The organism is Clostridium sp., from assembly GCF_040797585.1.
In the GTDB taxonomy this organism is placed as follows: domain Bacteria; phylum Bacillota; class Clostridia; order Clostridiales; family Clostridiaceae; genus Clostridium_Z.
The window spans coordinates 1-21,140 of the sequence record NZ_JBFNEO010000021.1 but is presented as its reverse complement, the minus strand read 5'-3'; the positions used below and the strand labels follow the sequence as shown (position 1 = coordinate 21,140).

At 29.2% G+C, this 21,140-nt stretch carries 21 protein-coding genes and 1 pseudogene; 5 read left to right on the top strand and 17 right to left on the bottom strand.

The genetic code is table 11. The features are described 5' to 3' along the window. The 8 genes and pseudogenes from AB2369_RS02760 to AB2369_RS02725 form a co-directional block, all read right to left on the bottom strand. Positions 1 to 202: pseudogene (locus tag AB2369_RS02760) on the bottom strand (DUF3810 domain-containing protein); the annotation flags it as partial. Positions 203 to 301: 99 nt separating this feature from the next. Beyond that, a complete protein-coding gene (locus tag AB2369_RS02755) occupies positions 302 to 790 on the bottom strand; it encodes a TVP38/TMEM64 family protein (RefSeq protein WP_367664942.1) in 489 nt (162 codons plus the stop codon). A 398-nt stretch (positions 791 to 1,188) separates the two neighbouring features. Further along, entirely contained in the window at positions 1,189 to 1,875 is a 687-nt protein-coding gene (gene lrgB, locus AB2369_RS02750; RefSeq protein WP_367664939.1) for an antiholin-like protein LrgB, read from the bottom strand. Position 1,876: 1 nt separating this feature from the next. Continuing rightward, complete coding sequence (gene lrgA, locus AB2369_RS02745; protein ID WP_367664938.1) at positions 1,877 to 2,344, bottom strand: antiholin-like murein hydrolase modulator LrgA; 468 nt, start codon at positions 2,342 to 2,344, stop codon at positions 1,877 to 1,879. 131 nt (positions 2,345 to 2,475) lie between these two features. Then, positions 2,476 to 3,198 (bottom strand): LytR/AlgR family response regulator transcription factor, encoded by a 723-nt coding sequence (locus tag AB2369_RS02740; protein WP_367664937.1) that lies wholly within the window; start codon positions 3,196 to 3,198, stop codon positions 2,476 to 2,478. Positions 3,199 to 3,202: 4 nt separating this feature from the next. Next, positions 3,203 to 4,855 carry a LytS/YhcK type 5TM receptor domain-containing protein gene (locus tag AB2369_RS02735; RefSeq protein WP_367664936.1) on the bottom strand — a complete coding sequence of 551 codons (1,653 nt, stop codon included), beginning with the start codon at positions 4,853 to 4,855 and terminating at the stop codon, positions 3,203 to 3,205. Positions 4,856 to 5,295: 440 nt separating this feature from the next. Continuing rightward, positions 5,296 to 7,347, bottom strand: a complete 2,052-nt coding sequence (locus AB2369_RS02730) for a methyl-accepting chemotaxis protein (protein ID WP_367664935.1) — start codon at positions 7,345 to 7,347, stop codon at positions 5,296 to 5,298. 167 nt (positions 7,348 to 7,514) lie between these two features. Next, the gene (locus tag AB2369_RS02725; protein ID WP_367664934.1) at positions 7,515 to 8,051 is read right to left on the bottom strand and encodes a 2'-5' RNA ligase family protein; all 537 of its coding nucleotides are present in this window, start codon (positions 8,049 to 8,051) and stop codon (positions 7,515 to 7,517) included. Between the two features lie 141 nt (positions 8,052 to 8,192). Between AB2369_RS02725 and AB2369_RS02720 the strand changes: the two genes are divergently transcribed. Further along, a complete protein-coding gene (locus AB2369_RS02720; RefSeq protein WP_367664933.1) occupies positions 8,193 to 8,636 on the top strand; it encodes a hypothetical protein in 444 nt (147 codons plus the stop codon). A gap of 233 nt (positions 8,637 to 8,869) precedes the next feature. Here AB2369_RS02720 and AB2369_RS02715 read toward each other — a convergent pair whose 3' ends face one another. The 3 genes from AB2369_RS02715 to AB2369_RS02705 are packed head-to-tail and all read right to left on the bottom strand — an operon-like array spanning position 8,870 to position 11,794. Then, positions 8,870 to 9,736 carry an NAD(P)-dependent oxidoreductase gene (locus AB2369_RS02715; RefSeq protein WP_367664932.1) on the bottom strand — a complete coding sequence of 289 codons (867 nt, stop codon included), beginning with the start codon at positions 9,734 to 9,736 and terminating at the stop codon, positions 8,870 to 8,872. Between the two features lie 24 nt (positions 9,737 to 9,760). Further along, entirely contained in the window at positions 9,761 to 10,930 is a 1,170-nt protein-coding gene (locus tag AB2369_RS02710) for a peptidase S41 (protein WP_367664931.1), read from the bottom strand. Positions 10,931 to 10,945: 15 nt separating this feature from the next. Beyond that, on the bottom strand, positions 10,946 to 11,794 hold the full coding sequence (locus tag AB2369_RS02705; protein ID WP_367664930.1) for a DMT family transporter: 849 nt from the start codon (positions 11,792 to 11,794) through the stop codon (positions 10,946 to 10,948). A 182-nt stretch (positions 11,795 to 11,976) separates the two neighbouring features. Between AB2369_RS02705 and AB2369_RS02700 the strand changes: the two genes are divergently transcribed. Then, the gene (locus AB2369_RS02700) at positions 11,977 to 12,525 is read left to right on the top strand and encodes an MORN repeat-containing protein (protein WP_367664929.1); all 549 of its coding nucleotides are present in this window, start codon (positions 11,977 to 11,979) and stop codon (positions 12,523 to 12,525) included. A gap of 91 nt (positions 12,526 to 12,616) precedes the next feature. On the opposite strand, the gene AB2369_RS02695 is transcribed toward AB2369_RS02700, so the two are convergent. Beyond that, positions 12,617 to 14,002: an NAD(P)/FAD-dependent oxidoreductase gene (locus tag AB2369_RS02695; protein WP_367664928.1), complete on the bottom strand. Its 1,386-nt coding sequence runs from the start codon at positions 14,000 to 14,002 to the stop codon at positions 12,617 to 12,619. Positions 14,003 to 14,423: 421 nt separating this feature from the next. Then, positions 14,424 to 15,053, bottom strand: coding sequence for a hypothetical protein (locus AB2369_RS02690; protein ID WP_367664927.1), 630 nt, complete (start codon positions 15,051 to 15,053; stop codon positions 14,424 to 14,426). A 590-nt stretch (positions 15,054 to 15,643) separates the two neighbouring features. Between AB2369_RS02690 and AB2369_RS02685 the strand changes: the two genes are divergently transcribed. Continuing rightward, entirely contained in the window at positions 15,644 to 16,063 is a 420-nt protein-coding gene (locus AB2369_RS02685; RefSeq protein ID WP_367664941.1) for a L,D-transpeptidase, read from the top strand. 86 nt (positions 16,064 to 16,149) lie between these two features. On the opposite strand, the gene AB2369_RS02680 is transcribed toward AB2369_RS02685, so the two are convergent. The 4 genes from AB2369_RS02680 to AB2369_RS02665 all read right to left on the bottom strand — a co-directional run bounded on the left by AB2369_RS02680 (position 16,150) and on the right by AB2369_RS02665 (position 18,591). Continuing rightward, positions 16,150 to 16,710 carry a GNAT family N-acetyltransferase gene (locus AB2369_RS02680; RefSeq protein WP_367664940.1) on the bottom strand — a complete coding sequence of 187 codons (561 nt, stop codon included), beginning with the start codon at positions 16,708 to 16,710 and terminating at the stop codon, positions 16,150 to 16,152. A 62-nt stretch (positions 16,711 to 16,772) separates the two neighbouring features. Beyond that, entirely contained in the window at positions 16,773 to 17,462 is a 690-nt protein-coding gene (locus AB2369_RS02675; RefSeq protein WP_367664926.1) for a YjjG family noncanonical pyrimidine nucleotidase, read from the bottom strand. A 197-nt stretch (positions 17,463 to 17,659) separates the two neighbouring features. After that, the gene (locus tag AB2369_RS02670; RefSeq protein ID WP_367664925.1) at positions 17,660 to 17,794 is read right to left on the bottom strand and encodes a hypothetical protein; all 135 of its coding nucleotides are present in this window, start codon (positions 17,792 to 17,794) and stop codon (positions 17,660 to 17,662) included. Between the two features lie 113 nt (positions 17,795 to 17,907). Beyond that, a complete protein-coding gene (locus AB2369_RS02665) occupies positions 17,908 to 18,591 on the bottom strand; it encodes a PHP domain-containing protein (protein ID WP_367664924.1) in 684 nt (227 codons plus the stop codon). A 188-nt stretch (positions 18,592 to 18,779) separates the two neighbouring features. Between AB2369_RS02665 and AB2369_RS02660 the strand changes: the two genes are divergently transcribed. Next, complete coding sequence (locus AB2369_RS02660) at positions 18,780 to 19,826, top strand: DUF1002 domain-containing protein (protein ID WP_367664923.1); 1,047 nt, start codon at positions 18,780 to 18,782, stop codon at positions 19,824 to 19,826. Between the two features lie 322 nt (positions 19,827 to 20,148). After that, complete coding sequence (locus AB2369_RS02655; RefSeq protein ID WP_367664922.1) at positions 20,149 to 21,060, top strand: DMT family transporter; 912 nt, start codon at positions 20,149 to 20,151, stop codon at positions 21,058 to 21,060. The last annotated feature ends 80 nt before the right edge of the window (positions 21,061 to 21,140 follow it).

Below are 21,140 nucleotides of genomic sequence, written 5' to 3'. Positions count from 1 at the left end.
ATAAAAAACATACCAAAAATTCTGCTAAAGAAAAAGGAAAAATCCCTGTAATTCTACTTAGTATCTTTATAAAAAACTTATTAATTCCTTGGGAGTAATACTTTTCAACCACATAAGGGTAATTTCTTAAAATAAGTTTTAAAACTAACACTGCTGGTGTTAGAAGAGTTATTGCCATCTTTATCTTAAAAGATTTTTTCATTATTACCTCCTAGAAACTAAATATATTTAGTTATAAGTATTATAATCTAAATCTGTTCTCTATTATTTGAATAAACCTATCTATATTTTTAATAAGTTTTTAATCTGACCCCTTTCCCCTTTTTATAGTAATACCTAAAAGCATTAATCCTATCAAAGTTATAATAAGTCTTGGCAGATTACTGTTTATAAGGTCATAACTTATTAATAGTTCTAGTAAAATGGATGGTGCCTTCCCAATAAAAGTGGCAATAAGAAATGGTGCAATATTAATACTACTAATTGATGAAGCTAAGGTTACTACCCCCGATGGAACAAAGGGTATAAGTCTTCCTTCTAAAATTAATATTCCTGCCTTATTACCTTTTGCTTCTAATATTCTATCTATAATTTTATATTTTCCTTTTATGGTATGTACTTTGTTTTTAAAAGTCTTTCTGTAAATATAAAATGAAATTCCTGCACCTATAACTTCTCCCATTAAAGATATTAAAAATCCATAATAAGGTCCAAAGAATATTAGATTGGCTCCAGTTATAAAAACTGACGGTAATACTCCGAGTATAGCTATTAAACTACTTATTCCTATACTTAGTGGAATAGCTATATAACTAAAATCATTTAAAAGTTGTAAAATCCCTTCTGTACTAAACATATTTTATTAAAATATCTCCTTATTGATTTCTATATTAAAACTATTATTAGTTTTTATCACTTAGCTATGATTACATCTTCTTTTTATAACTAAAAAATATTAATCATATTTCTAGCTAATTTATTTTTCTAATATTCAACTAGAGTTATATACTTAATCTTATAAAATTCCATATAAACTCTAAAATCATTTAACCTTAATTATACTAAAAATTAAGTATAAGTTTCTACTATGTATATTAATTTTTATAATAAAAAAATGATGATAAGCCTCTATTTAAGCTTATCATCATTTTCTAATGTAATATAATCTTTAACTTTTTAAATCTATCTTTAGTATAGTCCCATAATTTGAGCGAATATAGGTACTACTATTACTGTAATAACTCCAACTACTACTACTGCTATACTTCCCATAGCTGCCTCAACCTCTCCAATTTCCATACCTCTTGCAACTCCTAGAGCATGTCCAGCCGTTCCTAAAGAAATTCCTTTTGAAATAGGGTTTTTAATTCTAAATAGTTTTAAGAAATTAGTTCCCACTGCATATACAATCACTGCATTAAATATAACTGCAAAGGATGTTATATATGGAATTCCACCCATTCCTTCTACTAAAGGTAATGCTATGGCTGTAGTTGCTGCCTGTGGAAGCATTGACTTCATAACAGCTAAATCTAAGTTTAATAACCTTCCAACCATATATACTATTAAAACTGAGAATACTGATCCAACAGTGATAGCTGAAAGTATCTGCCACCAGTATTTCTTTAGCTTATCTACCTGTTTGTATAGTGGTATTGCAAAAGCTATAGTTGCAGGTTCTAAGAAAAAGCTTATTATCTTTCCTCCATTACTATAATCTTCATAGGAAAAGTTTCCTATCTTTAAGAATAATATTCCAAGTATCATAGAAACAAATAGTGGTGTAAAGAGGAAGAACCCCTTAGTCTTACTAAATAATATCTTACCTATACCATAAGCTACTAGAGAGGTTACTATTCCAAAATATGGAGTCATATTAAACAACCTCCTTTAACTTATCTAATGAAGACTTATCCAGACTGTCTTTATTCTTTCTTTTTCTTAAGTCTATTTTATTATTCTTAGTGCTGGCTTCTTCTAAATTCTTATTTCCTAATATAAAATCTGAAAATACTCCTGTAATACCAAGTAATATAACTGTTGCAATAAATATTGTTAAACAAATTTGTACACCGTACTTCTCCATAACTGGAAGAGAATTTATAACTGATATTCCTGAAGGAACAAAGAAAAATTCAATCTTAGATGTTAGAGAACCTCCAAGCCCCTCTACCATTTCAAGCTTTATCACCTTTGTGCAAAGTAGTAAAAATAATATTACCATTCCTATAACTGATGATGGCATTGGTATTGGCAAAACCTTTACAATAAGGTTAGATATAAGCATTATAACTGAAAAAATTAGAGCTTGCATTATAAATCCATAAGCCTTCTTCTCTTTCATTTAACTCACTCCCTAGTTTTATTTTTAATATTTTTATTATGATTTCTTCTTGATTACTTAATTATAAACCTAGGGACATGAGTTTTTATTGTTTCTTGAATGAAATGCATAAAACTCTACATAAAGTACATTTATATATTCATTATTTGTTTAAACTCTTTTATATTACTTCTACTTACTGGTATTTCCGCCTCCACCTGTTGAAGTCTTAGATTATATGTATTATTAAACCAGGGAATTATTTCTCTAATTTTTGTTATATTCACTAGGTACGATCTATGACATTTAAAAAATTTTCCCCTTGGAAGACTATTATAAAACTCTGATATACTCATATTTACAGAATACTCATCATCTTTAGTATAAACATAGGTTACCCTTTCCTTTGCCTCACAATAATAAATTTCATCTATATCCACAACTATTATTTTTTCATTTTTCCATAAACTTATTCTACTAGAAACTGCCATCTTGTGTCCTTCATTATTTTTTTCATTATAGATAAGCTCTAGTTTTTTTAACATAGATTTTATTCTCTCTTCAGAGTATGGTTTTAATATATAATCAAATGCTTCTACTTCAAAAGCCTCTACTGCATGTTCCTTATATGCAGTTATGAACACTATATATGGCTTTTTAGAAAACTTGCTTATGTTTTTAGCAAGTAACACCCCATCAAGGGATGCTATATTGATATCTAAAAAAATAACATCTACCTGATTTTCTTGAATAAATTTAAGTACATCTATACCATCCTCAAATTCATCTACAATTTCAATATTGCTATAATTTTTTATAAAATATTTAAGTTCCTCTCTAGCTAAAAATTCATCTTCTACTATTATAGCCCTCACCAAATCACCTCTTTACAAAAAACTCTATTTTAGTACCCTTATCTAATCTCTCTATTTTAAGTCCCTCCCCATAAATAAGCTTTAGTCTTAAATGTACATTATAAAGACCTATATTATTATCTGGCATATTATCATTATAAACCTTCTCTATTATCTCATCATCTATTCCAATTCCAGTATCCTCTATGACTACCTTAACTTTTTCTTCTTTATTCTTTACTCTTATTGTAACTGTACCCTGACCTTTATTTTTAAGAACGCCATGAACTATAGCATTTTCAACTAAAGGTTGTATTATAAGACTTGGCATCTTTACTTCCACTTCATCTATATCATAAACCACTTTAAGCTTATTCCCAAATCTAGCCTTTTCTATCTCTATATAATCTCTAACTTGATTAAGCTCTTTTCTTATATGTATAAACTCATCATTTAATTCTAGATTAAATCTTAAATAACTAGAAAGATTTATTATAAGCTCCCTTGCCTTATCCGGATCTATCCTTATAAAAGAAGTTATGGCATTCAAAGCATTAAAAAGAAAATGAGGATTTATCTTAGTCTGAAGAGCCTTAATCTCCGCCTTATTAGCCATTTCCTTTATCTGTTCAACTTTAGAAACCTCCATTAAGGTAGAAATAATCTGAGAAAGTCCAACTCCAAGACTTTGAATAGAATAGGTTATTTTATGTGCTCTAATATAATATATTTTCAAAGTTCCTATTACATTATTTTCATCCTTAAGAGGTATTATAAGGGAAGACTTTATTTTATCACTTCTATTATCTGCATTGTCATTATTTATACTCATTTCTCCTGTGTTTATAACATTTTTAGTGGCATCATTTATAATCTCATGTCCTATATTGTAATATTCACTTCCCACTCCCACATAAGCTAAAATATTATCCCTATCTGTTATGGCAACAGCATCTGCCTCTATTTCTTCTTTTATTATATTGCATATTTTAATTAGAGAGTCACTATTAATTTCTCTAAAATAAGGTAAGGTTCTATTGGCAATATCAAGGGCGAGCTTTGCCTGCTTTGCAGCTACCTTTTCCTTTTCCTCCTCAACACTTTCAACTAAAAGAACAATAAAACCAACACTTACTTCCCCAATTATCATAGGGAAGGCTATCTTAGACACTATGCCTACTCCTAGGCTATGAGGTTCTGTAAGAATCAATATAAGTCCCATGGTAAGAGCCTCACAAAACATCCCTGCTGCTATACCAGCTATCCATCTATGCTGCTTTTTAACTTTTTTATTTATATATCCTGCTACAAGTCCAGCAACTATGCTACTTATAAGACAAGGTATAGAGGTTATTCCATTTATATCTATTAAATATCTATGTATACCAGAAGTTAATCCTGTCACTATACCTACAAGAGGTCCAAATAATATTCCTCCAGATATTATAGTTACTATTCTAATATTTACTAAGGATCCTTCTACGTTTACTCCTGTATAGGTTCCAAAAACTGAAAACAAAGAAAACACTATGCATAAAACAACTAAATCTTTTTTTCCATAAACATCCTTTTGAAAAATTTCTTTAAATTTAGGTATTCTTGTGATTATAAATAAGCATATGAGAAGTAATGCAGCTCTTTCTAATAGTTTTATTAGTATTTCAAAATTATAGGCCATTATCTCTTCACCTTCTCTATTCAATATTTAATTCTATTCTTATAATATATTTACTCAAAATATATTATATATTACTTAAGTGAGTTCTAATATAAAATTTTATCTGATGGCTAGCAACTGTAACACCTCCATCCTCTTAAAAGGCGGGGGATAACAGTTGCTACGCCCCTAGATTAACTCATCTAACCTTAAGATAGTGGAAAAGAACACTATATTAAGGAAGATTCGTTCTATCTGATGGCTAGCAGCTGTAACACCCCCATCCTCTTAAAAGGTGGAGGATAACAGTTACTACGCCCCTAGATTAACTCATCTAACCTTAAGATATTGGAAAGAACACTATCTTAAGGAAGATTCGTTCTATCTGATGGCTAGGAACTGTAACTAGATAGATGCATAAATAGGGGTGACATTAAAGTCACCCCTATTATCTTATACTATTAAATTTTAAATCTATGGACTATATCATTTAATTTTTCTGCAGTTTCTGCTTGTCCTTGTGCTGTTACAGAAACTTGATTCATACCCTCTGCAGTTTCCTTAATACTATTTAATATACCCTCAGTACTCTCTGCAGTAATTTCTGAGTTTTCTGCAACCATCTGTATTGCATTACTTATTTCACTAATGGTATTATTAACCTCTTCAGACATTAATGAAATTTCTTTAGACATTGTATTTAAGAATTCAGCATCCTTATTATATCTATCTACAGTTTCAACAAAAAGCTCATAGTCTCCTAAGATTTGATCATTTATAAAGTTTAATATATCTACAGAGTTGTCAGATAAATTCTTAAATGCATATTGAACCTTTCCTATAGTTCCTTGTATTTCACCTACTGTTTTAGAAGATTCCTCTGCAAGCTTTCTAACCTCATCTGCAACTACTGCAAAACCACGACCACTTTCTCCTGCTCTAGCTGCCTCTATGGCTGCATTTAATGCTAAGAGATTAGTTTGTTCTGCTATGCTAGCTATAGATTCAGCCATAACTAAAATCTCTGAAACAACTTTTCCATCCTCAATAGACTTTACTATATTCCCTTGCTTATGCTTGTATAAATCCTTTGTCTTAGAACTGGATTCCCTAGCTTCTTTACTTACATTAGTTGCTCTTTCACTTATTTCCTCTGACTGGTTACGTCCATCCATGGCTTTACTAGATAATATATTTATACTAGCACTTACCTCTTCTACAGAGGCATTTACCTCCTCTGATAGGGCACTAGCATCCTGAGAGCTAGAGGCTATCCCATTTGTTGCCTGCTCTACTGTTTCTGTTTGAGATGTAATCTCTTCAACCATAGCTGAAAGCTCTTCACTGGCTGCACTCATATCTTGAGAGTTCTCTGATATAGTTAGTATTATACCTCTTAAGTTCTCAGCCATTTTATTTATATAATTGGCCATCTCTCCAATCTCATCTTGAGATTTAACCTCTAGTGTATTGGTAAGATCTCCTTCTGCTATTGACATAGCTATTGTCTTTACATCGCTTATATTATTAGTTAAATATCTAGCAAATAATATTACTGCAATTATGGACATGATAACTGCTAGAATCCCAACACTTACAAGCTTAATTAATAAACTTTGTACTGGACCATATAGTTCTGATTTGCTAATGTACATCCCTATAGCCCAATCTACATTAGGTATAGTCACATAATATGCAATATTTTCCTCACCGTTTTCCTCAAAGGAAGATTGGCCATTTTTATTCTTAAGTACTTCTTCTCCTAGTTTTTTTAGACTTTTATTTTCATCTTCTAATATACTTTTAGTCATTACTTTGTTTTGGTCTTTATCTGCTAAATATGTTCCTGAACTATCAATTAAAAATGCTCTTCCTGTATCCCCTATTCTAATTCCTTCTATCATATTTTTTATTGTAGAAAGCTCTATATCAGAAGTAACAACACCCATGAAATTTTTATTTTCATCGTAAAAAGGACTACTAGAAGTAACCATACTTATATTAGTTACTTTATCAACGTATGGTCTTGACCATTGAACTTCTTTGCTACTATTTACTCCTATTTTGTACCATTCCTCTTGGTTATAATTGCTATCATCCTTACTATAGTCAGCTGTATATTTTGCACTGCCATTTTCCCTAAAAGCATAAGGACCAAAGAATTTTTTATTACTATTAAACTTATATGGCTCATACCATACACCTATACCTAAGGTTTCTTCATTGGTTAGAACAGTATTTTTAAGTAAATTAATATAATCTTCTTCGTTAATGGTCTTATAGAATGTTTCAACTGTCTTACTAAGAGATTGAGTTATCTGTTGATGCTTTAAAAGCTTCTTTTGTATCTCCTCACTACTTGCCTTCAGCTGGTTTTGCATCTTAGATTCTATTTCCTTATTAATCAAATTTTGTGAACTAAAATAGCTTATAATTGTAACAATAATCATAGATACTATTATAACTGGCAATATTGAAAATAAGGTTCTACTTCTTAAATTTTTAAATTTCAATTTAATCCCCCCATATTTGTAATATGGTCCCTAGAAACTAAAGATTAAATCTATTGTTTAATTATCGAATCTGCTAACATTTTCTTTACTTATTTTTGCAATATTTTTCAATTAAATTTATAACTTTAAAATCAAAAATCCTATTTATAGCTGTACTCTATACAAACTTAATCTTTTAAATAAAATTTCTTATATATTTCCCAAGTATTCTTATGAAAATTATACTCCATTATAGTTATGTTCTTCATTTCGCTTTTAAATGATGCCTGTTTTTTTATTACATAATCCCATATATCTTTAAACTTACTACTTATTCTTCTACTAACTAAGGTACAATGAAATTTTATATCCTCTCCCTCATTGCTACTCCACTTAAGATCCTTTATATCCTTTAATAATTTATAATACTCCCTATGTAACTCCTTAGCTTCTATAGAGGGTAACACATCCATAAATATTACATTATCTCTAAAATGATTATAATCTTTTATTTCAATGGCACAGGAATTTTTATTCTCTACAAATTTTTCTGTAACCTTCTCAACCTCCTCTATAGATTCTATCTCAAAAGGAGCCTTTAATGTTATATGCATAGGAAGCTTTTGAGGTTTCACATTAAATCTTTCACATATTTCTTTCACTAAATTTTCATGAAAATCTTTTGCCTCCCCCTCTATTAAAGTTACAATTACATATCTTTTCATATCTACTACACCCCTTTTTTAATTTATTATAAAATATATTATTCCTTCATAATATTCTTTACCTTAATTCTAAATATATATTAAGGTAAATTTCACCAATATTCTAGTAAGTTATATTATAAATTATAAGGAGTGTTGTGTATGAATGATGATGGTTCTAAAGACTTAAAAGAAAACTCCGCTAATAATAGAGATTTTGACCTGGAAATACTTCTAAGTGATTATGAGTTATTTGGAATATATATTACTATATTAGGTTATATGCTTTTAGCAGAAGGTGCCAAAGAAACAAAACGTGTTATTTTACTAGAAAAGCAAGGTGTAGAAAATATTACAGATAATTCTGCTATAACTAGTAGCCTTGCCAATAAAATTATACTAATTGGCATTACTCTATTAAGTAATGTTGCATTTTCAAGACTTCAGCAAGAAAAGAAGGGGCTAGATCCTACAGAGAACCCTTTATCTATTTCAGGAGTTTCTGATACATATATAGGATATGCTATTAATGTTTTAGCTGAAGCTTATAAGGTAATAGGTAGTGAAAAAATAATTTCTAGTCTCCAAAATATTGACATAGAGTAGGTTTAATTTATCTGCTGGCTACTAGCTTGTAACACCCCATACTCTTAAAAGGTGGGAGATAACAGTTGGCATGCCCCTAGATTAACTCATTTTACCTTCAGATGGTGGAAAGAACACCATCTGAAGGAAGATTCCTTCTATAAAAATAAGGCTAAGTTTATTGAAACTTAGCCCTATCTTCTATACTATATTTTAAACCCATGTAAATCATTATTTATAATTTAGATAAAAAACTATGATATTAATCCCCACTCCTTAAGAGCTTTATCTATGCCTTCTTTAGTGGTGCTGAAATCTATTCCATGATCTTTTAATTTTTTATTACTTATTCTTAAATCCCTTGATTTCTCCTTATACTTTTCTTTATCTTCTGATATCATTTCCTTATAATCATAGTTTAAATTTAAAGATTCACCTATATAAGAAGCCACTTCATAAGAACTCATATTATTTTCGCTACCGCAATTATATATTCCACCTTTAAGCTTCATTATCTTTTCAAAATTATCTACTATATCATATACATAAGTCATTCCTCTAAACTCATTAGAACATATGGTTATTTTCTCTCTTCTCGTTAATGCATTTATGGCATTAAATAATATATTAGAATTTACCTTTTTATTTCTCTCTGGCATTCCGAATAACCAGGTTAGTCTTAATACTACAGAATCCTTATTGTATTTAAATACCTCTTCCTCTCCTTGAAGCTTCTGTCTTCCATACTCCGTGTTAGGACTCGGTATAATATTCTCAGAATAAGGCCCTACTTCCTCATTTCCATTGTAAACTTGTTCACTACTTAAAAATATAACTTTACAGTTTTCATTTTTAGCTGCCTTTGAAATATTTATAGTTCCATTTACATTTATATTAAAGGATAACTCCTTATTATTCTCACATTTCCCTGTGTCTGCAATAGCAGCTGTATGTATTACATAATTAGGTTTTATCTCTTTAAATATATTTAATACCTTCTTTTCATTAGTTACATCTAAATCTAGCCTACTAAAGCTATAAATCTCGTATCTATCCTTTAAAGACTCTTCTAATCTATTAGCTAAAAATCCATTTCCACCTGTTATTAAGATTTTTTCCATTAATGATGCCCTCCTTTAAATATATTATAGCTCTTTAATATACTCCATCACTGGATCAATATTATTAATAAAATCATCTATGGTTTCTTCTATGATTACATCTGGAAGTAAAGTCTTAACCTTATCATCATCTATAACCTTATAGAACTTAGTAGAATAGCTCACGCTAAATCCACTGTTTGGTAGATTAAATCTCTTTATTTCTCCGTAACAATTAGGCTTCCCTCCTGTAGCTTCTCCTATAATTAAAGCCTCTGTGTTATTCTTTAAATCATATACATTTAAAAGTGCTGATGAAAATGTCTTTCTCCCTATAATTACAAAGAGTCTATGTTTCTTGTTTAGCCTATGGTTATTTTTTATATATTCTATAAATGGCTCAAGAAGAGTTGAATCTCCACCTAAATTATCTCGAAAATCCACTGCAAGTCTTTCTATATGGTTATCCTCTATAAAGTTCATGGTATCCTTTATAAACTTTTCTATAGGTAAGTCCTCCATGTCCCTACAAGAGTTATATTTAAAATATAGGGTCTTATTGCTTTCAATATACTCCCTCCAATAAAGCTTATCTTTATTTTTTCTATAAAGAGGATTTTCTATGGAAAGGCATTGTTTATTATTAATAATTTCTTTTAATTCTTTTATCTCTAAGGCTTTTATAGTCCTAGTCTTAACTTTTCCTCTTATATCTTCTAAGGTCACTGTTACTTCATTAATATCATCTATTATAAGAGCACCATATAAAACTTCTGTAGCTTTCAAATACTGAACCACATTACACCTAAAAAAGCTTTGATTTTCATGGGATATAATTTCTCTTAAATCCTCTAAAATATCTTCTATCTTAGTATGATTTATCTTTAGAACTTTATGATTTTTTATATCATCATATCCATTAAATCCTTCTGTAATATATACTCCATACTTAAAACAATAAAACTCTATAGGAAGAAAATACTTTACTGGAAAAGCTAGGGCAGTATGAGCATCACCAATGCTAGCAACAATCCTACTTAATTCAACCTTCATATCATTAAAATCTAATTCATTAACTGATTTCTTTAAATCATCTATATATACTAAGAATTCCTTTTCCTTTATATTATGAAATAAATTACAGTGGTTTTCTATTAAATTATCTCTAAGAAAATCTATATCTTCTATCCACTTATACTCCCATGTATCTTTCATAATTTTTCTCCCTTTCTAATGTTTTAAAGTTGAATAAATAGAGGTTGCTAATATAACACTTCCACCCATAAGTACTTGGGAAGGAGGCATCTCCTTCAATATAATAGCTGCAAATAAAACACCATAAACTGGTTCTAAGCTACATATTATACTGGCTGCTTGAGTTTTAACTCCTTTTAACCCATTTATAAATAAAGAGTGAGCTATGGCCGTAAAAAATAATCCTAATATTATAATAAAAATAATATCTGTAGTAGAAAATACTGGCTTGTATATAAAAGCAAATGGAATTAAAACTATTGTTGCTACTAACTGTTCATAAAAGGATATAATAAGTGATGAATATTCCCCTACAAACTTTTTATTCATAATTGAAAGAATTGCATAGGTTAAAGCTGAAGTTATTCCATATAATACACCCTCAGTTATATTACTATGTATGTTAAAATCAGGTAGTATTAGAGCAACTCCCCCTATGGTAATTAAAGCAACTACTATATCTTTCCCCTTAATCCTTTCCTTAAAGAAAAGTGGCTCTAAAAAGGTTACAAATACAGCAAAGGTTGAAAAGGTAAAAAGCCCTATAGAAACTGTTGAAACCTGTATTGCCTTAAAAAATGTAAACCAATGAAGAGCTAAAATTCCTCCCATTATTGAAACGTATATATAATCTTTCTTACTTTTTAATTTTATACTCTTCTTAAAAATAATAATACCTATAAATAAGAATATACTAGAGAAGAAAACTCTTCCAAGAACTATTATTATTGAACTTTGATTAATAAGCTTTCCAAATAGACCTGAAAGCCCAAATAAAAGTACAGCTAGATGTATTTCAACTATACTTTTTTTGTTACTTTTCATATGTGACATCCCCCTTTTAATATATTGTATAGAATTTTATTTAACTATTTAAGAGAAACTATTAGTAGTTAATAATATTAACTATTGGTATTTCATAGTTTATAGTTTATTATTATACTATGAATTAAAATATAAGTCTCTATTTTAAACTACTAATAAACCCAGAGAGGATGATAACTTAAATGAATAAAATAAATTTCAAAAAAACTACTACCTTAAATCCAATAATGAAGAAAGTTTCTACCCAACCAGCTGGAGACCATACCACTACTGGTACCTATGAGGGTGAAACGTTAAATGGTAAGAGACATGGAAAGGGAGTCTTTACTTATGCCAATGGTACAGTGTATAAAGGTGAATTTAAAGAAAATTTAATGGATGGATATGGTGAGATGACTTGGCCTGATGGGGAAAAATACAAAGGATTTTGGGTTAATGATTATAGAACTGGTCATGGTGTATATACTTGGACTGATGGTGAAAGATATGAAGGACAATGGAAAAATGACTTAAAACACGGTTTTGGTACTTATACCTTTTATAATGGAGATATCTACTGTGGTCAATGGGTAAATGATTTCCGTGAAGGCTATGGTACTGAGATTTATCCTAATGGAAATAGATATATAGGTCAATGGGAAAATGATGTTAGACATGGCGATGGAATATATATGTCTAAGGATGAGGAGCCTTTTGTAGGAAAATATGCTGATGATGATAGGGTTAAATAGTAAAACTTCTTCTAAAACTATATTTTAAGTAAACTATAAATAAACCTACTAAGTATTATTAAGTTAAGTAATACTTAGTAGGTTCTTATTATTATCTTCTAAAATTTTTAATAATAGGGTTATCTAAAAGAGTATCTACATACAATTTTTTACTTATCTTTACTAATACTTCTGAATAAGTAGGATAAGGATGTATCACCTTTGTTAGCTTTTTTAAATTAATTCCTAAACTTTTTATAGTCTGCACTTCTGATATGATTTCTCCTGCCCTATCTCCAAGAATACTTGCTCCTAAGATATATCCCTTCTTATCACATATAATTTTAACTACTCCTTTAGGATTATTTTTAAATTTTGCCCTATCTAAATTTTTATAATCTTCAATATATACTCTTATAGAATCTCCGTAAGTTTCTCTTGCCTCATCCTCTCTAAGGCCTGCTCTTGCAAGCTCTGGCTCTGATAATGTACACCATGCTACCTTGGAATAATCCATTTTTTCTTTTATAGGAAGTAGTGCATTCTTAACTGCTGTAATCCCTTGAATGTTTGCCATATGCGAGAATAAATATGGTCCTACCACGTCTCCTACAGCATAAACTCCTTTTACTGATGTCTCAAGATATTTATTAACCTTTACTCTCTTTGAGTCATAGTCAATATCCACACCTTCAAGATTAAGTCCTTTTATATTGGGTACTCTTCCTATTGCTATTAAAATATTTTCCGCATATATACTATGATCCTTATTATCTTTTTCAAAAGTTAGTCTTACTCCATCTTTATAATTTTCTATCTTTCTAGAATTACATGAGGTATATATATTAACCCCTTCATCTACTAATACTTCCTCTAAGGCTTTTGAAAGTTCTTTCTCTTCTTTATGCATTATATAAGGATTTTTTTCAACTAAATATACTCTAATTCCTAATCTATTCATAGCCTGTGAAAGTTCTACCCCTACAGACCCAGCTCCAAGTACAATTATGCTCTCCGGGAGCTTCTCCTTATAAAATATATTTTCATTAGTTAAATACTCTATATTATCTATCCCTTCAATGGATGGTATCTTAGGAGAAGATCCTGTAGATATAAATATTTTATCCGCCTTTATAATCTCTCCCCCTACCTCTAAGGTATTCTTATTTATAAACTTACAAAAACCATTTATATACTCTATTCCATCTTCCTTTAAAACTTCTATGCTTTTAGCTTCATATACATTCTCTACTACTTCCCTAACCTTTTTTAATATATGGTAAGTATCTGGAACTATATTAGTATATTCCTTAGCCTTATATATATCATTAGCTATATTTATAAGAGCTTTACTTGGGACACATCCTCCAAAGGTACATTCTCCCCCAGGTCTATTTTTATCTATTAAAACTACAGATTTATTGAAGCCTTTTGCTGTATAACCTATGGTTAATCCCCCTGCCCCTGCTCCTATAACTGCTACATTAAATTTTCTCATTAGTTATCCTCCTATTAAGTTACATATAAACTCTAATATTTTCTAGGATTAAAATGTATTTATATACAAATCTCATAGTATATCAATAATACGAAAAAATACATTAGTTATATGATATACTAATGTATTTTTATCTGATGGCTACCACCTGTAACACCTCCATCCTCTTAAAAGATGAGGTTAACAGTTGCTACGCCCCTAGATTAACTCATCTAACCTTCAGATGGTGGAAAAAACACCATCTAAAGGAAGATTCGTTCTATCTGATGGCTACTAGCTTGTAAAACCCCCATCCTCTTAAAAGGTGAGGAAGAACAGTTACTACGCCTCTAGATTAACTCATTTAACCTTCAGATGATGGAAAGAACAAAATCTGAAGGAAGACTCCTTCTATATTGTTAAAACAAATCTTTAAATTAAGTTATGCTTTATCTTTTATATTAACCATAGATTCAGTTAAATCCTTAAAGAACCAACCTTTATCATATCGTAAATATCTAAAAAGTAATGGCACCATAAATAAACCTCCCAAAGTTCCAGCTATAATATCTTCCATAGTATCTTGAAGACTTCCTCCTTGAGAGTTAAGACCTAAAAGATTATCTGTAGTAAACTCAAAGATTTCCCAGCATCCAGCCATAGCAACTGAAAAAAATAAAGCAAAAAGAGTAATAACAAAAGGATCTATATTATCTTTAATATTTTTATTATTAAATCTTATAAAAATTATATATCCCACCATAACTAGAACTGGACCTGACATCCCATGTAAAAATAAATCCCACCATGAAATTAACCCATAGAAATTATTTATTTTACCTAAAAACATGGATATAAATATAAAAAATTGAATTAAAAAATTTAAAGAATTAGGTATACTTATTCTACATAATTTAAAGAATACTCTTATACCAATTATTGTTCCTAATGTTAACAGTGATGAAAATATATAATGACCATTTCCCTCTATGAACCCTATTATAGTATAAACTATGCATAAGACACATAAAATCACCTCAAAAACTAAATCTCTTGTAATGTTTCTTTTCATAATTGTCTCCTTCAATATTACTTATAATTCTCTATCCCTAATATCTATCACTTTATATAATACAATGCTTAAGTAAATAAAAATATATTATCTATAAACTTTTTCTATAGATAAACCATTTCAAAGCTCAATCTTTGAATATATCTTGAATAATGAGAACTGGTGGTCTAAATCTAATTATTATGTGGTTTATCTATAAAAATAGTATTATTATTCTCATAATTTAATTCTACTTTCTTAAAATATCTTTGTCTAATATTACTATAGATATATCTTAATCCTTCCCTTTATCCTATATTTTTAAATAAAAAAGATAAAGCCCTTATCTCTTTTATAAATCTTTATAGGTTTGGTTATTTTTTAATATGTATTACTTTAAAAATATCTCTAAAAGCTAAGATAGTCTTTATATTATCATGATTTTAAAACATATTTATATACTTTCTATTAATATACTATAAAGGAATATAATATTTCTAGGAGCAATTATAATGAATAATTCTTTTAAAAAATCCATATATAAACCTTATTCCTTATTAAAGCATAGAGTATATTTAATATCTAAAGATTTTAGGCAGGATAAGTCTTATATGTCCTCAGCCTCAGATTTTGTAAATAAAAATAACTTTTCAAGCCCTACAAATTACTTTATATGGGTAGATACTAAAAATTTCAAAACAAATGTTTTTCAAGGCTCTAAAAATAACTGGAAGATTATCAAAAGCTACTTATGCTCTATTGGTAAACCCTCTACCCCAACACCAAAGGGTCATTTTAATGTGGGAATTAAGGGACTTTATTTTGGTGTTGAACATGGTTATAAATGCTGGTATTACACTCAAATAAAAGGAAACTATCTATTTCACTCAATAATATATAATCTTGATGGTTCTGTAAGAGATGGTCGCCTTGGAATGAGAATATCTGATGGGTGCGTAAGACTTGCCATAGAAAATGCAAAATGGATATGGGATAATGTTCCGAAAAGCTCCTCCATATATATATCTTAACTACTAAAAATGTCTTATTACTTTTATATAAAAATAAACACTATGCTTCTCTAAAATAGAAACATAGTGTTTATTTTGGGTTATGTTTATAAATCACTAATCCACTCTTTTTTTAGAATTGAGTAAACTGCTAAACTGCCAAACCTATTATTTCTAATTTGAACTTCCCTTAATGTTCCCTCATAAACCATTCCACACTTTTGCATCATTTTTCCAGAGGTCACATTATTAATATCATGCCTTGCACAAATTCTATTTACTTCAACCTCTTCAAATAGGTATTTTATTATTGCTTTAAAAGCCTCTGTTGTAATACCTTTATTCCAATAACTACTAGAAATGCAATAGCCAATTTCACAAGCCTCATAGATATCTTCTAAATTAACAATGGATATACTGCCAATTACCTCATTAATATCTTTTAGTTCTATTGCCCAATTGTAAACACTATTATCCTCATATTCAGATATCCATAGATTAATAATCTCCTCAGAATTCTTAATCTCTTTATGAGTTTGCCAGGATAAATATTTCGTTACATTGGCATCGCTTCCCCAATTCTTAAACATATCATTTGAATCGGTATCTTTAAATTTTCTCAAGATAAGTCTATCGGTTTCTATTAAAATAGTACCTTTATGTTTCATCAAATCCTCCCCTTTATTTCTCTTCGTTATCCTATCCTTTTTAATATTCTCTTAATTTTTTTCTATTTTTCAAGTATACTTTTAAGCTCAGAGAAATTAGAAATCTCATAGGTTGGTTCTATTTTAGTTTTATTTACAATTTTATTTGGATTAAACCAACATGTATCTATACCAAAGTTTATACCACCTTGTATATCAGAAGTTAAGCTGTCTCCCACCATCAATACCTTGCTTTTGTCAGTGTACTTTATATTGTTTAAAGCTAGCTGAAATATTCTAGAATCTGGCTTTGATACCTGAACTTCCTCAGATACTACTATATGTTCAAAGTACTTTGATATAATAGACTTTTTTATTCTATTATCTTGAACATCCTTAAGACCATTAGTAATTATCATAAGTCTATATTTTTTATGTAGCTCTTCTACAATTGTTACGCTATCATCATATAAAAAGGATGCAATGGCTAAATGCTTCATATATGATTTTGCAAATTCTTCCTCATTAAATTTAAGGCTCAAACTATCTGATAATCTTTTAAACCTTTCAACATTTAAATCTTTCTGAGTAATAAGTCCTTCTTCGAGCTCTTTCCATATGGCAGTATTTATATCCTTATATACCTTTAAATGATGATTTTCATCATATTCTATTTTAAACTCAACCATAGTATTTTTAAAAGCATGTCCTTCAGACTTTTTAAAATCAAATAAAGTCTCATCTGCATCAAATATTATAACCTCATATTTCATAATACCCCTCCCAATATAGTTAATTTTTCTAATTATATCATATAAATTTTTATAAAAGAGTCTTAAGATCGAAATTTTACAAGGCTTTATAAATAAAAAACAATATTGGCCCCCAAATAATCAATACTTAAAATTAATTATTTAGGGGCCAATAAGTTATATTATGAATATAATCATATATTCAGTTATTTTTTACCTCACTTTTTAGTTTTAGCCGTTGATGTCCATTGATTATCCGTTTCAGTCTTATTCTTTCTTTCCTTTACTTCTCCTGTATTTTCCACAGAAGATGCCCATTGGTTATTACTCTCACTCTTTTTATTCTTCGTCATTTTTTATTCCTCCTCTCCTCTTAACTACAATCTTATTTTCTGCTAATGAGAGGATTTAATGCTATGAAATATTTGTAACTTCCAACAGTTGCTACGCCCCTAGGATAAAAAATCTATATACCTAATTCCTTAAGAAACCTCTGAATTTCTATATCGTTTAGATAAGTATCTCCTACAATCCCATGTTTTTTACTTGCCTTTTTATATCCATGAAAATCAGTTCCTCCTGTATAAAATAACCCCTTAAGTTCTGCTTCTTTAATAAAAAACTCCATGTCTTCCTTTGAATGTACAGTATGCTTTGCTTCTATTCCATGAATTTTCAAATTAGCAACCTCTTTATAGATTTCTCTATTAAGCTTTCCTGGATGAGCCAACACTATAGATGCTCCAAATAACTTTAATATATCTATAGCTGATGAAGTACATAGTCTTTTACTACACCTATAATAATCAACTTTGCGTCCAAGTAAAGCTTTTATATCATGAATTTTTCCAAACTTTATATAATATAATAGTTCTTTAAATATGCTCCACTTATACCTATCATCTTTAAAATATGCTAATATATGAACACGCCTTCCATTATATACTGTTGAAACTTCAACTCCTGGAATCACCTTAATATTTAACCTTTCTCCTTCCTTAATAGCTTCATCAACGCCATTTACATTATTATGATCTGTAATGGAAAGTATATCTACACCCTTTTCTTTTGCAAGTTGAATTATTTCTTTTGGGGTAAGTTCTCCATCAGAAGCAGTAGAATGTATATGAAAATCCCCTTTAATAAACATAGTTCTCCTCACTTATAGTACTTAATATATAATATTCCTAGAAGCTGTAATTTGACATATTACAAAGTTTGTAATATTATTTAAACTTCTTTCTATTTCCTCATGTGCTATAATATACAACGTAGTAGGAAAATCTAAAGTTAAAGTCACTTGATTTTTTAATAATAAAACATAAAGGAGATTTAAAAATGAAATTTAAAAAAACTTTAAGTAAAATCTTACTTATTTTATTTACTATAACTTTAATAGGCGCCGTACCTTCTAAGGAAGCCAAGGCTGATGCATACAAAGTCGTAACTCTAGGTGCGGATTTAACTAAAGAGCAGAAGGAAGAAATGCTTAAATATTTTGGAGTAACCAGAGAAGAAGCTAATGTTCTTGAAGTTACAAATGAGGAAGAAAAAAAATACTTAAGTGGTGTAGCTTCTTCAAAACAACTAGGTACAAAAGCCATATCTAGCTCCTTAGTTGAGCCAACAGATAAAGGTGGTTTGAATATATCTACTCATAATATTTACTGGGTTACTGATGGTATGATAAGAAACGCCTTAATTACTGCTGGTATAAAAAATGCAAATGTTGTAGCTGCTGCTCCCTTTAATGTTTCTGGTACTGCAGCCCTTACTGGAATATTAAAAGGATTTGAAAACAGTGCAAAGGGTGAAAAAATAGATGAGGATAAAAAGAAAGCTGCTAATGAAGAAATAGTAGTTACAGGTGATATAGGAGAAAAAATAGGACAAGCTGATGCAGCTAACTTAATAAATGATATAAAAAAGGATGTAATTAAAGAAAAGCCTAAAAATGAAAAAGAGATTGAAAAGATAGTAGAAAAAGAAACTAAAAGCCATTCACAATTAAGTGATGAGGATGTACAAACTATAACTGGGTTAATGGATCAAATCAATAACTTAGACTTAAACTTTAAAGATCTTAAGGATCAATTAAATCAAGTTACTAATGATTTAAAAGACAAGTTAACCAGTGAGGAAGCTAAAGGATTTTTCTCTAAGGTAGGAGATTTCTTCTCTAATGTTTGGGACTCAATAACAGGTTTCTTTAGTGATGTTTTCTCTAGTGATACTGAAGAAAATAACTCTGACTCAAAGTTTAAAGAAGAGACTACCTCTAAAGATAATAATTCCTCTTCTGATTCTAATACTACCAAAGAGGATAATAAAGAAACTAATACAAGTGATAACTTAGAGGGAAACAAAACAGAAAATAATCAATAGATTTATAAAATTACATAAATCTATATAATGAATATAACTGTATATTATGTAAAAGTACTATTGAATATATTAAAACTCACTAGTACTTTTTTCTTGCTCAAATTTTTTTATTTCATATTGATTTTTTATTCTTACATGAATATAAGATTTTTAACTTATACCTGAATTTACCCCATTAAAATTTAATATAAGAACACCATAGTAATTATTTTTTCCCTTAACTTATTGACATAAATGCACATATTTATGTAATCTATTAATTGTGATTAAAAGCTTCTTATATTACAATAAGACTTTATTTTTTTACTGAAGGGGGATCATAATGAAAAACAAGGGATATTTTTTAGTGGCTATAGCTGGTATCCTCTGGGGAACCATTGGAATCTTTGTTGATAGCCTTATACAGAATGGGTTAAGCCCAGAGCAAGTTGCTTTTACTAGATTGTTTTTAGGATTTATAATATTATCTTTATATTCTTTTTTTACAACGCCAGAGAATTTAAAAATAAACAAACCTACTCTTATATACTCTATAATTATAGGATTTATATGCCAGGCCACCTTTAATTTTTGTTATTTCAACTCAATAAATAAAATTGGTATATCTTTATCTGCAGTACTTCTATATACATCACCTTTATTTGTAGCTTTATTTTCAAATATTGTATATAAAGAAAAAATAGATAAAACAAAGAAAATTTCCTTAGGTATATGCTTTATAGGTGCATTTATAGCCGTTACAGGAGGAACTTTTAATTTTTCTTCTCTAAATCTTATAGGTGTTATCCTTGGAATAGGCTCTAGTATAACCTATGCATTAATGCCTATAATAAGTAAAAAAGCTTTAAATCATTGCAATAGTTTAACTCTTATAATCTATGGGTTTTTATTTGGAGCTATATTTATGACTCCTTTGGCTAAACCTTGGAATATGTTTCACTATCTAGGAGATACTTCTACCTTAATACTTATGATGGGTCTTGGACTTATACCGGCAGCTCTTGCTTATATCTTCTATTTATCTGGTATAGCCACTGGAATGGATCTATCAAAGGTTGGAATTATAAGTTCTGTAGAATTAGTAATATCTGCAATTTTAGGTTGGACTATTGCAGGAGAAAATTTTTCTATAATTAAATTTTTAGGTGTTTGTTTTATGATAATATCTGCTATTATGGTAAAATCCACTGAAGAGGAAGAATTAAATTCAGATATTACCTCTCAGGCTACCTAGAAAATAAGCTTTAAATATTTTGTAATATTTAAATACATATTAAATAGGATTTATTAAAAGGAGTAAGGTAACCCCTACTC

Excerpts from the sequence above, each read along its gene's own strand:
- lrgB (WP_367664939.1), bottom strand. The coding sequence starts at position 1,875 with ATGACTCCATATTTTGGAATAGTAACCTCTCTAGTAGCTTATGGTATA.
- lrgA (WP_367664938.1), bottom strand. The coding sequence starts at position 2,344 with ATGAAAGAGAAGAAGGCTTATGGATTTATAATGCAAGCTCTAATTTTT.
- AB2369_RS02735 (WP_367664936.1), bottom strand. The coding sequence starts at position 4,855 with ATGGCCTATAATTTTGAAATACTAATAAAACTATTAGAAAGAGCTGCA.
- AB2369_RS02725 (WP_367664934.1), bottom strand. The coding sequence starts at position 8,051 with ATGAAAAGATATGTAATTGTAACTTTAATAGAGGGGGAGGCAAAAGAT.
- AB2369_RS02720 (WP_367664933.1), top strand. The coding sequence starts at position 8,193 with ATGAATGATGATGGTTCTAAAGACTTAAAAGAAAACTCCGCTAATAAT.
- AB2369_RS02715 (WP_367664932.1), bottom strand. The coding sequence starts at position 9,736 with ATGGAAAAAATCTTAATAACAGGTGGAAATGGATTTTTAGCTAATAGA.
- AB2369_RS02710 (WP_367664931.1), bottom strand. The coding sequence starts at position 10,930 with ATGAAAGATACATGGGAGTATAAGTGGATAGAAGATATAGATTTTCTT.
- AB2369_RS02705 (WP_367664930.1), bottom strand. The coding sequence starts at position 11,794 with ATGAAAAGTAACAAAAAAAGTATAGTTGAAATACATCTAGCTGTACTT.
- AB2369_RS02700 (WP_367664929.1), top strand. The coding sequence starts at position 11,977 with ATGAATAAAATAAATTTCAAAAAAACTACTACCTTAAATCCAATAATG.
- AB2369_RS02695 (WP_367664928.1), bottom strand. The coding sequence starts at position 14,002 with ATGAGAAAATTTAATGTAGCAGTTATAGGAGCAGGGGCAGGGGGATTA.
- AB2369_RS02690 (WP_367664927.1), bottom strand. The coding sequence starts at position 15,053 with ATGAAAAGAAACATTACAAGAGATTTAGTTTTTGAGGTGATTTTATGT.
- AB2369_RS02685 (WP_367664941.1), top strand. The coding sequence starts at position 15,644 with ATGTCCTCAGCCTCAGATTTTGTAAATAAAAATAACTTTTCAAGCCCT.
- AB2369_RS02680 (WP_367664940.1), bottom strand. The coding sequence starts at position 16,710 with ATGAAACATAAAGGTACTATTTTAATAGAAACCGATAGACTTATCTTG.
- AB2369_RS02675 (WP_367664926.1), bottom strand. The coding sequence starts at position 17,462 with ATGAAATATGAGGTTATAATATTTGATGCAGATGAGACTTTATTTGAT.
- AB2369_RS02670 (WP_367664925.1), bottom strand. The coding sequence starts at position 17,794 with ATGACGAAGAATAAAAAGAGTGAGAGTAATAACCAATGGGCATCTTCT.
- AB2369_RS02665 (WP_367664924.1), bottom strand. The coding sequence starts at position 18,591 with ATGTTTATTAAAGGGGATTTTCATATACATTCTACTGCTTCTGATGGA.
- AB2369_RS02660 (WP_367664923.1), top strand. The coding sequence starts at position 18,780 with ATGAAATTTAAAAAAACTTTAAGTAAAATCTTACTTATTTTATTTACT.
- AB2369_RS02655 (WP_367664922.1), top strand. The coding sequence starts at position 20,149 with ATGAAAAACAAGGGATATTTTTTAGTGGCTATAGCTGGTATCCTCTGG.